The 12,484-nt window shown below is 40.5% G+C and carries 9 protein-coding genes; all 9 read left to right on the forward strand.

The genetic code is table 11. From position 1 onward, the window contains the following. Window positions 1-4: 4 nt before the first annotated feature. The 9 genes from K364_RS0100975 to glpK all read left to right on the forward strand — a co-directional run bounded on the left by K364_RS0100975 (window position 5) and on the right by glpK (window position 12,390). Complete coding sequence (locus K364_RS0100975) at window positions 5-2,017, forward strand: alpha-glucosidase (protein WP_028306459.1); 2,013 nt, start codon at window positions 5-7, stop codon at window positions 2,015-2,017. 822 nt (window positions 2,018-2,839) lie between these two features. Next, the gene (locus tag K364_RS0100980) at window positions 2,840-3,943 is read left to right on the forward strand and encodes an ABC transporter ATP-binding protein (RefSeq protein ID WP_028306460.1); all 1,104 of its coding nucleotides are present in this window, start codon (window positions 2,840-2,842) and stop codon (window positions 3,941-3,943) included. 127 nt (window positions 3,944-4,070) lie between these two features. Beyond that, window positions 4,071-5,336, forward strand: a complete 1,266-nt coding sequence (locus tag K364_RS0100985) for an ABC transporter substrate-binding protein (protein WP_422857197.1) — start codon at window positions 4,071-4,073, stop codon at window positions 5,334-5,336. 74 nt (window positions 5,337-5,410) lie between these two features. Then, entirely contained in the window at window positions 5,411-6,295 is an 885-nt protein-coding gene (locus K364_RS0100990) for a carbohydrate ABC transporter permease (protein ID WP_051533717.1), read from the forward strand. Between the two features lie 12 nt (window positions 6,296-6,307). Further along, window positions 6,308-7,207 carry a carbohydrate ABC transporter permease gene (locus K364_RS0100995; RefSeq protein WP_084295423.1) on the forward strand — a complete coding sequence of 300 codons (900 nt, stop codon included), beginning with the start codon at window positions 6,308-6,310 and terminating at the stop codon, window positions 7,205-7,207. A gap of 37 nt (window positions 7,208-7,244) precedes the next feature. Beyond that, the gene (locus K364_RS0101000; protein WP_028306464.1) at window positions 7,245-8,582 is read left to right on the forward strand and encodes an L-fucose/L-arabinose isomerase family protein; all 1,338 of its coding nucleotides are present in this window, start codon (window positions 7,245-7,247) and stop codon (window positions 8,580-8,582) included. Between the two features lie 44 nt (window positions 8,583-8,626). Continuing rightward, complete coding sequence (locus K364_RS0101005; RefSeq protein WP_028306465.1) at window positions 8,627-9,742, forward strand: M24 family metallopeptidase; 1,116 nt, start codon at window positions 8,627-8,629, stop codon at window positions 9,740-9,742. Between the two features lie 108 nt (window positions 9,743-9,850). After that, entirely contained in the window at window positions 9,851-10,810 is a 960-nt protein-coding gene (locus tag K364_RS0101010) for a DMT family transporter (protein ID WP_028306466.1), read from the forward strand. Window positions 10,811-10,902: 92 nt separating this feature from the next. Further along, entirely contained in the window at window positions 10,903-12,390 is a 1,488-nt protein-coding gene (gene glpK / locus K364_RS0101015; protein WP_028306467.1) for a glycerol kinase GlpK, read from the forward strand. The last annotated feature ends 94 nt before the right edge of the window (window positions 12,391-12,484 follow it).

The following is a 12,484-nucleotide window of genomic DNA, read 5'->3' on the forward strand; positions in this document are numbered from 1 at the left end:
CTATATGCTTTATCTAGAAGAACATGAAAATGGATTTAGCTTATATTTTAAAGACTATGAAATAATCAAACACTCACCTGCCAACCCCTTCTTGTCTGTTGGAACAGGTGAAGCAAAGTATGAAATGCATTTTGGAAACTTTGATATTGAAGAAAGGCTTCATGAAAAGTACACTTTAACAGCCCATGAGGTCTTAGAAAATGTTCCGGGTAAAAAGGTTAAAATAAGGTTTCATAAGTGGGATAAGCTTTATGTAGAAGCTGTCTTTATGGTTGTTAACGAAAGGCTAGAGGTTGTGTTTGAGAATCATACACCTGGGCTAAATAGAACATGGATGAACATTAATGCTGATGCCAATGAAGCTATATTTGGCTGTGGTGAACAATTCTCTGAATTAAATCTCAGGGGAAAAAATCTCCCCCTGTGGGTAGCTGAGCAGGGAGTTGGCAGAAACAAAAGGGATATTATTACCTTCCAGGCTGATATGGATCATAGGGCAGGGGGGGATTGGTATACAACGTATTTCCCACAGCCAACCTATGTTTCAACTAATAATTATTACTGCCATGTGGAGGATACAAATTACATGGAGTTTGATTTTCGTAAAGTTGAATATCATCAGCTTTATGTTAGAAATGTTCCTGAAAAGGTTGTTTTTGGCAGGCAGGATACTGCTGTTGACCTGCTCCAGGATTTGACTGCCTATTTAGGAAGACAGCCAGAGCTGCCTGACTGGGTTTATGATGGAGTTTGGCTTGGAGTTCAGGGGGGAACAGAAACGGTTCTTCACAAGCTTGAGAATGCTCAAAACCATGGTGTAAAGGTTGCTGCCTTATGGGCCCAGGACTGGGAAGGAAAAAGAATTACATGGTTTGGAAAACAGTTATTCTGGGACTGGAAATACAGCAAGGAAATGTATCCCAATCTGCCAGAGCTAATTAAAGAGCTTAATGGAAAGGGGATTAAATATCTAGGATATATTAATTGCTTCCTGGCCATAGAAGGTGACTTGTATAAAGAGGCTTCTGAAAAGGGTTATTGTGTAAAAAATCCAGCTGGTGAAGATTATCTTGTGGTAATTACAGCTTTTCCAGCAGCAATTGTGGACATTACCAACCCAAATGCAGTTGAGTGGATCAAAAATGTGATCAAACAAAATATGATGGGCATTGGCCTGTCTGGATGGATGTGTGATTTTGGAGAGTATCTGCCAACTGATGCTGTCTTGTATTCTGGAGAAAGTGCAGAAAGCTATCATAATAAATATCCGGCTGATTGGGCTAGGGTAAATAGAGAGGCAGTTGAAGAAGCAGGCAAACTGGGTGAGGTAGTATTTTTTACAAGGGCAGGTTATACAGGAACGTCCCGTTACTCAACTAGCATGTGGGCTGGTGATCAGCTGGTCAATTGGAGCCTGGATGATGGTTTAGCTTCTGTAATTCCTGCTGCATTGTCCCTTGGCATGTCAGGCTTTGGGATTTCACATTCTGACATTGGTGGGTACACATCTCTCCATGGAGTAATAAGAACCAGAGAGGTGTTTATGAGATGGGCTGAACTGGGAGCCTTTACTCCAATTATGAGAACCCATGAAGGAAACCGACCTGATGAAAACTGGCATTTTGATTCTGATGAAGAAACGCTTTTGCATTTTGCAAAAATGAGCAGGATTTACACTCACCTAAAGCCTTATCTGAAAGACATAGTTAAAGAAAATGCTGAAACAGGAATACCTTGCATGAGGATGCCATATATTCATTATGAGGGTGATGCTGAGCTGCATAACCTAAAATATCAGTATCTTTTAGGCAGGGACTTAATGGTAGCCCCCGTATATGAAGAGGGTAAAACTACCCAAGGGGTCTATCTGCCTGATGACATCTGGGTTCATGTATGGTCAGGAAAAGAATTCACAAAGGGATACCATGAAATTGAGGCTCCCATTGGACAAATACCTGTGTTTTACCGTAAGGAAAGCAGCTATAAGCAATTATTTGACGAAATCAAGAAGCTGTGACAAGAAGCTAAACCATTATTTTATAAAAGCATAAAAGCAGAAAAATAAAAAGTTAAATTATAAAAAAATGTTATAATCCTTTTAAAAAAGAGTCTTCGGACTCTTTTTTGCACTATCAGACACCCATGCCGCCTCGCGGCACCACTTATGGATGAAAATTTTATTTTCAGGGCAGAAAGTATAAGTTCCACAAGGTAGATAGTGGTCGGCTAAAACGCAGCGTCCTGCTGCATAGCCGACATTAGAACGTCCTGTTCGTCATTCACTAGACTAAGGCTTCCGCCGACGTCAAGGAGTTGGCGCCCTAAAGGACTAGTAGTTCTAGCATTGCAAAATACGCAATGTAAGAACTACTGGCGCAAGCCAAGTTTTGTTTTATTTACCAAAGATATCAGTCTGTGAGCTGCTTTAGTCAATAATAGTAATTATTTGCTTTTATTGTAACTTGTATGAGGATTTGTATAGAAGTATAATCTTAGATGGTATAGCTAATAACATGTCAAGAGCTTGAATTTTAAATATTAAAAAAATAAATAGTTATTGTACTCATTGCTATTAAAGGATGTTGGACACAAAGCGCCTAAAGGGATAAATTTCTTTTAAAATGTTTATTGACACAGATGAAACAAGGTATTTATAATATGGTTGTAAATAAATAATATTGTAATATTGTATATTTATTTTTTTAAAGACCTCGTCTGTAAATTACGTCTGGATTTCAGCTTCTTTAAAATGATTTAAATATACAAAATTTTTAACTAAATTTAGCAATATTTTTAAATCCCTTGCTGTGCATGACTAATATGAGGGGAGTTGTAAAAATTGGCCAGGGTAAAGCTGAAAAATGTCTACAAGTATTACAATAAAGAAACGCTCGCAGTATCAGATTTCAATTTAGAAATAGAGGATGGAGAGTTTTTAGTATTAGTTGGCCCATCTGGTTGTGGAAAAAGTACCACCTTGAGGATGGTAGCTGGCCTAGAAGAGGTTAGCAGGGGAAACATTTTCATTGAAGACAAGGATGTTACCCATATGGAACCAAAGGACAGGGATATTGCCATGGTATTTCAGGACTATGCCCTATATCCCCACATGTCTGTTTATGAAAATATGGCTTTTGGTCTTAAGCTGCGCAAGTACTCAAAAAAGGAAATTGATGAAAGGGTAAAAACGGCAGCCGAAATATTAGGTATTACCGACCTATTGAAAAGACAGCCCCGCCAGCTTTCCGGAGGGCAGAGGCAGAGGGTGGCCCTGGGCAGGGCCATAATTAGAAAACCCCAGGTATTCCTAATGGATGAGCCTTTAAGTAATCTGGATGCCAAGTTAAGGGTTCAGATGAGATCTGAGTTGGTTAAGCTGCAGCGCAAGCTTGAAACAACCACCATTTATGTTACACATGACCAGACTGAAGCCATGACAATGGGTGACAGGATAGTTGTAATGAAGGATGGCTTTGTACAGCAGGTGGGAACTCCAGAACAAATATATCACAAGCCCGAAAACCTCTTTGTGGCAGACTTTATAGGTTCACCTGCCATGAATTTTATTAATGGAAGCCTGATAGTGGAAAATGGTACTGTTTTATTTCAAAGTGAAAGCTTTAAAATAGATGTTACTAACCTGATAAAAGGGGGACAGGTTTCAGAAAAAGAGGTTGTTTTAGGTTTTAGACCTGAAAATGCATCTGTAACCAATACCAAAAAGGGTCAGTGGTCTGAAGCCGTCAAGTGTAGTGTAGAATTAATCGAAGACCTGGGAGCAGAAAAAATTCTTTACTTGAAAACTGGAAGCCAGGAGTTCAGATTAAAATTGTTTGATATTGCTTATGAGATTGAAGTTGGTGAAACAAAGGAAATATATTTGAATCTGGATAAAATTCATATTTTCAGTAAGAAGGATGGAAATAAATTAGCCGGGCTATAAACTTATCTAGTAAGTCCACCAGTATATTAAGTCGGGAGGTGGGTTATAGAAGAAAAGTAATTTGTGCTAATTAGGGTTGTGTTGATGTAAGACAAATTTTTTCAAAACCGTTAAAAAGGAGTGGGGAGTGTTGAAAAGATTTAAGGTTTTAGCTATTTTGTTAACTGTTATGCTAATGTTTGGTTTACTGGTTGTGGGATGTGGACAAAAAGAGGAGCCCCAACAGGGTAAAGATGCTGGAGATGAAAATATAACATTGCGTTTTGCTCACTGGAGGGGTGAGGATAATGCAGCTTTTAATGACATAATTGCCCAATTCAATGCTGAGTATCCAAACATTACTGTAGAGCAGGATATATCCGGGTCTGAGCAGTATCAGACAAAGCTTCAGGCAGAACTGCAGGCACAAGCTGGTCCAGACATAATGACTGTAATGCCGGGGGCACGTTTTGCCAACCTAGCTGATGCTGATGTTTACATTAATCTAGCTAATGCTGAATTCATTGATCGTTTCTCAGCTCACCTCTTAGAGCCAGGTCAATGGAAGGGTCAGCAGCTTGCAATTCCATACCAGTTAGTATTTAACATGCCGGTTTATAATGCTGGAATGTTTGAGGAGTTTGGCTTAGAGCCAGCAGATAGCTGGGAAGGATTCCTGGCACTTTGTGAAGAAATAAAAAGCAGAGGAGTTACCCCAATTATCTTTGATAGTGAAATTGGCCCCGGTCAGTTCATTAACCCAATGCTTATGAACAACATGCCGGAAGGTGATACCCTTAGCAAGGTTCAATTAGGAGAAGCCAAGCTAACTGATGAGTGGTTTGTGAAAACTTTAAGTCAGTTTGATGAGTTAAATAAAAAAGGTTATTTCCAAAGAGATGTTTTAGGTACTAGAAAAGATGGTGCTGCAGCCTTATTTGCCCAGGAACAGGGCGCAATGCTGGCACAAGGCTCCTACATGATGGCTTCAAACAAAGCTGCTAACCCAGAATTGAAGCAAGGCTTATTAGCACCAATCACTGTTCCTGCTGATCAAATGAAATACGAAGGTATCCATACAGCAACATTTATGTTGGGTGTTAACAAGAATTCAACTAATCAAGAAGCTGCTTTAAAATTCTTGGAATTCTTGTTTAGACCGGAAATAGCCGCCCAATATGCGGCAGCAACCGGCCAGATGTTAACAGTTAATGGTGTACAATATGATTCACCAGAATTAAATGCACAAACTCCATGGCTGACTAAGAATACTCTATTCCAACCACGTTATACAGTTACTGTAAGTGAAGTAGAAACTGCAATCACTACAGCAGTTGTTGACGTAATTGGTGGTATGGCTCCGGCAGATGCTGCACAGAAGGCACAGGAGGCAGTAGAGCGAGCTATTAACTAGAACAAGCCTTTTGAAGTAGAATGAGAGAGGAGTGATCCTCTCTCATTTACTAATGAAGGCAAGGAGGAAAAATTATGAAGACTATACAGAAATACTGGAAACTTTCTTTTTTCCTATTACCAGGGGTGGTTTTATATACGGTTTTTTTCTTTTTTCCAACTTTATCAGCACTAGGACTTAGCTTTACTGATTGGAATGGTCTTTCCCATTCATATAATTTTGTTGGGTTGGATAATTACCAGAGGATGTTTACCAATGATCCAATTTTTACTACGGCCTTTGGCAATAACATGAAGTTCATGTTATTTGTGGTTATTTTCCAAACCTTGTTTTCTTTAATTTTTGCAATATTGCTTGTAAAAAATACAAGAGTAAATATATTTTACAGGGCATTATTCTTTCTTCCTACCATAATATCTTCAGTATCGGTAGCTTTTATTTGGATCTTTGTCTATGAGCCAAGCATAGGCTCCTTGAATACGTTGATGACTACCCTGGGCATGGAAAGTTTAATTCAGTCCTGGTTAGGAGATAGAAATATTGCCATATTCAGTATAGCCTTCACTCAGGTGTGGTTTCATACAGGACAGGTAATGATTATATTTATAGCAGGCCTACATTCAGTCCCCAAATCCCTTTATGAGGTGGCTAGAATCGAGGGAGCTAGCAGATGGCAGACCTTTAGACATGTTACATGGCCATTAATTGCCCCTGCAGCAACTATTGTAGTAGCATATACCACACTGCAATCCTTTAAAGCCTTTGACTTGATTTTAGCCATGACAGATGGTGGCCCTTCATATGCAACGGAAATACTATCATTATTTATTTATCATCAGGCATTTACCCATTACAAATTTGGTTACGCTTCAGCAGCTTCAGTTATATTCCTGGTTATTGTTGCCTTCATAACCATAGTGCAGTTTAGGCTGCTAAAAGCTAACAAGGTTAATTATTAAGGGGGGATTGAAATGGAAAAGAATCTTGCAAAAAATGATAAATCCTTCAAAAATGTCCCTGTTGATGAGTCTATCGGCATTAATGGTACTGACAGACTTATAGATAAGGTTTTAAGACATATACCATTAATTATTTTTTCACTGCTAATTATTGGTCCATTAACGCTAGTCTTCTTTGCCAGCTTTAAGGATCTAAGACAGCTATATTTAGATCCCCTCGGCCTACCGGCTAAATGGGACTTTGTAAACTATGTAACTCTTTTTGCCAATGAAAACATGCTCCTTTATTTTAAGAATAGTGTCTTTGTTACCTTTACCTCTGTTTTTTTCATTCTCTTTTTTGGGAGTATGATATCCTATGCAATTATTAGACTGCCCAGATGGGTTGGCGGCCTTATCTTCGGCTTCCTGGTGGTGGGTATGATGATACCCGCCCAGGTAAATATGATACCCATCTACGTGCTCTTTGCAAAGCTCAATCTTTTAAACAAGCACCTTGGTTTAATAATAGTTACAATTTCGGCCCTGCTGCCCATATGTGTATTTATCCTTACAGGGTTCATGAGAGCTTTACCCAAGGGTTTAATAGAAGCGGCAATGATTGACGGGGCCTCCCATTGGCAGATTTATACAAGGATTGTTTTGCCATTGTCCCTGCCTGCAATGTCATCAGTAGCAATTTTTTGCTTTGTGATTTCATGGAACGATTTGCTTTACCCCCTTTTATTTATCAAGTCAGCGGGGCTAAAGACTATCCCGTTAGCGTTATTACAGTTCCAGGGACAATATCTAACTAATTACCCAATGATTTTTGCTGGAGTTGTGGTGGCATCCTTACCAATGATTGTAATCTATGTTTTCTTACAGAGATACTTCATCGCCGGCATGACAGCTGGCTCAATGAAGGGTTAAAAGTTAAATAGAGTTTTAGAAAGGGAGAGGATAATTAATGAAGCAGCTGCAGATAGTGTTTCTCCCACTTGGGCGTGTGAACTTTCATATGGAAAGTGCCGGAGAAGTATTGGAAAACTCCAAAAAAATGCTAGGGGAAATATACTCCCACATGGAAATGCCTGAAGAACTAATAACATCTCCAGAAATGTTAAGGGAGTATCTTGTCAACCTGGAAGAACCTGACCTGATTATTTTTCAGAATACTACCTTTGTAGACTCAACTTTTGCTGCAGAGGTTGTTCGTAATATAAAATGTCCAATCCTTCTATGGACTGTTAGAGAGCCGTTCATAGACGGAGGAAGATTACGCCTCAATTCCCTAACAGGTGCCTTTTCAGCTGGAAACCTATTTACCAGTCAGGGCAGAAGCTATGAATATATTTTTAGCGCACCAGGAGAAGAAAAGGTTGCAGGGAAGATAAAAAGTGTCATAGATGCTTGTAGAGTTAAGAAGAGCTTGAGAGAGCTAACTGTGGGAGTGGTTGGAACTGCTCCTGGGGGCTTTTATTTTTCTACTGCCCTTGATACAGAACTGTTAAAGCTAACAGGTTCTAAAATAGAGAGTATTGAAGCTAGAGACATTATCAAAAGAGCAAAAGAACTAGATAAGGAGCAGTATGAGCAGCATATCTCAGAGCTTTGCGGTACACTAAAGGAGGCAGATAAAATTCCTCCAGATAATCTGGAAAAATACGGAAGACTCTACGCTGCATATTCTCAATTCATAGAAGAAAAAGGTATTAAAGCCCTTGCTTCACGCTGTTGGCCTGATTTTTTCACCGAATATGCAACCCCAGTTTGCGGTGTTTTATCAACCCTTACTGACAGAGATATTGTTGCTGCCTGTGAGGCAGATGTTTATGGTGCTGTTTCCATGTATATATTAAAGGAGTTAACTGGTGCAGCCCCTTACTTTGGAGATCCGGTTTCCCTGGATGAGGGGAAAAATACCATTACCTTCTGGCACTGCGGTGCAGGCGCATGCTCTCTGGCCCGCAAGGATACAGGGGCAAGGGTGGGAGTCCACCCAAACAGAAAAATCGGACCTACCATGGAATTCGGCCTAAAATCAGGAAGGGTTACAGTTATTCGTCTAGGTAGAAAGGCTGATGGCACCTTCCGCATATTTCTCATGGGCGGGGAAGCCGCTGATGAACCACAGCAATTTCTGGGAACCTCAGTGGTTGTTAAAACTGACAATGATGCAGGCAAAATTATTGCAGATGCAGTTCAGGCCGGCTGGGAGCCCCATTTTGTCCTTGGATATGGAGATGTAAGTGAGGCTGTTAAATCTCTAGGCAGACTCCTGCAAATAGAAGTGATTGAATACTAGACTTGGATATTAATAAAATATTGAGCATTAAGAGGGATTGACTTATGACTATAAAAACACATCTTCTGCAGGAAGAGATAAGTGAAAAGGAAGCACGTATTGAAAAGCTCTGTTTGGACCTGGGTTTAGATGGACTTTGCTTCTTTAAATTCACAAACTTTGCCTGGTTTACAGGCGGAGGTACTAACAGGGTTGTTACCGGCTCCGAAAGGGGCTGTTCCTTTATCCTGTATCTTAGGGGCAGCATATATGTATTTGCTCCCATAAATGAAATAGATAGAATAACTGCTGAACAAATACCCTTTGAGCACTATGAGGCTGTAATCTATGACTGGTTCGCCAATCCTATTAATTTTTTAAAAGATAAAATAAAGGATTTAAAGGTTGGCAGTGATGTTCCCATTCCAGGCTTGGAGCTGGTAAGTGATGAAATTGACAGATTGCGTTTTTCTTTAACTCAATCAGAAGTGGCAAAGGCACAGGAAATTGCATTAATCTGCTCAGAAAGAATAACAAGTGCCTGTGTTGATGCAAGGCCTGGGATAAGTGAACAGGAAATAACGGCGAGGATTAGTGGTGAATTATTGGAGCAAGGGGTAAAGCCGTCAGTTCTTTTAGTAGGCACAGATGACAGGATTTTTACCTGCAGACATCCAGTTCCCACTGGCAAAAAGCTTGAGAAATATGGATTAATCAGTCTGGTTGGGGAGAAATGGGGCATCCATATAACCCTGACAAGGGCTTTCTACCTGGGAAAGCTTCCTGAAGCTATCAAGAAAAAGCAATTAATGGTATGCCAGGTTGATGGTGCAATGATTGCCCATACCCTATTAGGTGAGGAAAGTGATCTTGCCCTTAAGGCCTGTCAGAATGAATTTGCCCGTCTGGGCTATCCTGATGAGTGGAAATGTCATCATCAGGGTGGAGCCATTGGCTATGCGCCAAGAGAATTCAGGGCAGGTGAAAGAAGTGAGAAGGTCCAGGTTAATCAGATGTTTGGATGGAACCCTACATTGAAGGGAACAAAGAGCGAGAGTACTATACTTGTTAAGGCTGATGGTTCTGCCTTGATTCTTGATGTAGTCCCAGCCTGGTGGCCAACTACAATAGTAGACTTTGGGGATAAACAAATAGTTAGGCCCTTGATATTAGAAAATTAATGCGGCAGGAACAATAGCTGGGTTTCTAGGTGATGCCTGGCTATTTGCGTAAAGAGTGCCCAAAGGGATATACCTGCTGGCATTAACAATATAAAGGAAGGGATTACCTTGACAGGATTGTTAAGTACCTTTTTATCTGCATTTAGTAATGGTGTATATCTTACAGTTAATAGAACAGTTCTTCTTAATACTTCACCAATAGTGTTTGGATTTCTCGTAATGGGTACTGTAGGAGTACTGTTAGCCTTATACAGCATATATAAATACGGTTTTCAAGAATTTAAAAATGCAATAAAGACTAACCTGACTTTTTTGCTGCTCATGGGCATTATAGCATCCACCTTGAATTTTTTATTATTCTGGGGTTTGCAGTTAAGCACTGCAACAAACTCTGCTATAATAACCAGGTTAGATGTATTATTTGCAGCCATACTAGGAGGTATCTTCTTTGGAGAGAGATTAAAGGGCTGGGATTGGGCGGCTGTCATCATATTAATCTTTGGTTCCCTAAGGGTTCTGCAAATTGATATTAGTCAATTTACCGCCAACAAGGGAGATATATTATTTATAATTCATACCTTCCTGGTAGCAGTAAATGCCCAGATCATTCGCTACAAGCTTGCAGAGGTAAAGGGGAGCATAAAAGCTTGTTTTAATGCAGGCTCCTGCAGTTTAATATATCTTACAGTAATTATTCTAACTGGTCAGACCCAGCAGTTGGCTGTGGCCATGGGAGAACACACTGTTCCTATAGGTGTCAGCATCATGCTTTTAACCTTCCAATATCCGACATATTATTATGGTCTACAAATGCTTGAAACATGGACTGTAAGGTCAATATTTCTAGTTATGCTTCTTACCAGTTCCATGAGCAGTTATTTTCTATTAGGTGAACATATTACTGGCATACAAATTCAAGGTATGATATTAGTTAGTGCAGGGGTTTTATTGCTTTCATATAATCAAAAGCTAAAGGGAGAAAAGGATGCAAGACTCTTGAAATGCAGCAGGCCGGGCTTATTCAAGAAAAACAATAATAAGGAAACTTTTTTTCACATAAAACCATAGTCAGTAAACTTTAATTTCAGGTAAAATGGTAAACAAGAATATCACACTCAAGGGAAACTAATGTGAGGAAATCATAGTCAGGGGGGCTGTATATGTCAAAATATTTGTTAGCACTAGACCAGGGAACAACAAGTTCCAGGGCGATCTTGTTTAACAGGGACGGGGAGATTATTAAACAATACAACAAGGAATTTAAGCAAATATACCCACAACCGGGTTGGGTGGAGCATGATCCCGAGGAAATCTGGGAGAGCCAGCTGGAGGTAGCCCAGAGGGTCATCAAAGAAGCAGGCATCAATGTTCATGACATTGCAGCCATTGGCATAACAAACCAAAGAGAAACTACAGTAGTATGGGATAAAAACACAGGAAAACCAGTATATAACGCCATTGTTTGGCAGTGCAGACGAACTGCCGATACCTGTGACCGTCTAAGAAGAGAGGGTTGGGATGAGAAAATCAGGCGCAAGACTGGGCTGGTTCTTGATGCATATTTCTCAGGAACAAAGGTCAAATGGATACTAAAGCATGTTCCAGGCCTTCAGGAAAGGGCAGATAAGGGAGAACTGTTATTTGGAACCATTGACACCTGGCTTATCTGGAAGCTTACAGGGGGCAGGGTCCATGCCACAGACTATTCCAATGCTTCACGTACCATGATGTATAATATTCGTGAATTAAAGTGGGATGAAGAAATCCTTGAGAGATTTAAAGTGCCAGGGCAGATGCTTCCAGAAGTCAAGCCCTCCAGTGGCTTATTTGGGGAGACAATGTTTGAGCTGTTTGGCAAAAGCATACCCATTGCCGGAGTAGCCGGAGACCAGCAGGCGGCCCTTTTTGGGCAATGCTGCTTTACGCCTGGCATGACCAAAAACACCTATGGAACAGGCTGCTTCATGCTAATGAATACTGGAGAAAAGATAGTCCAGTCACAAAACGGACTGCTGACAACCATTGCCTGGGGCTTAAATGACAGGGTTTATTATGCACTGGAGGGAAGCATCTTCATTGCAGGAGCAGTTATTCAATGGCTGCGTGATGAAATGAATATAATAAGGGATGCAGCTGAAACAGAAGAATATGCCCAAAAGGTTGCAGATACAGGAGGAGTGTACCTTGTGCCGGCCTTTGCTGGTCTGGGGGCTCCCCACTGGGATATGTATGCCAGGGGCACTATAGTTGGAATTACAAGGGGTACAAATAAATACCATATTACCAGGGCAGCACTTGAGTCAATAGCCTACCAGACAAGAGATGTTGTGAGAGCAATGCTTGCAGATTCCAGTATGGAACTTAAAGGTCTCAGGGTAGATGGTGGTGCAGCAAAGAATAACTTCCTGATGCAGTTCCAATCAGATATATTGCAGACCACAACAGACAGGCCGCAAATAAATGAGACTACAGCCCTTGGAGTGTCCTATCTGGCAGGCCTTGGAGTTGGAATGTACAAGGATATAAGTGATATAGAATGCTCATGGAAGCTGGGAACAAGATTTTCACCTGCATTGGCCCAGGAGACAGCAGAAAAGCTCTATCGCCAGTGGGAAAAGGCTGTAGGCAGGGCAAAGGATTGGGCCTGAGGCATATAGCATATGAGCCACTGCTTGTTCTGTGGAGTAGGAAAATATCCTTATGTGTATCCGCATAAGTTAAGCCCTTAAACCTTAGATTTAG

It is taken from the genome of Desulfitibacter alkalitolerans DSM 16504 (assembly GCF_000620305.1).
Lineage (GTDB): Bacteria > Bacillota > DSM-16504 > Desulfitibacterales > Desulfitibacteraceae > Desulfitibacter > Desulfitibacter alkalitolerans.

Coding starts and splice junctions, on each gene's coding strand:
- K364_RS0101000 (WP_028306464.1), top strand. CDS start 7,245: ATGAAGCAGCTGCAGATAGTGTTTCTCCCACTTGGGCGTGTGAACTTT.
- K364_RS0100975 (WP_028306459.1), top strand. CDS start 5: ATGCTTTATCTAGAAGAACATGAAAATGGATTTAGCTTATATTTTAAA.
- glpK (WP_028306467.1), top strand. CDS start 10,903: ATGTCAAAATATTTGTTAGCACTAGACCAGGGAACAACAAGTTCCAGG.
- K364_RS0100990 (WP_051533717.1), top strand. CDS start 5,411: ATGAAGACTATACAGAAATACTGGAAACTTTCTTTTTTCCTATTACCA.
- K364_RS0101005 (WP_028306465.1), top strand. CDS start 8,627: ATGACTATAAAAACACATCTTCTGCAGGAAGAGATAAGTGAAAAGGAA.
- K364_RS0100995 (WP_084295423.1), top strand. CDS start 6,308: ATGGAAAAGAATCTTGCAAAAAATGATAAATCCTTCAAAAATGTCCCT.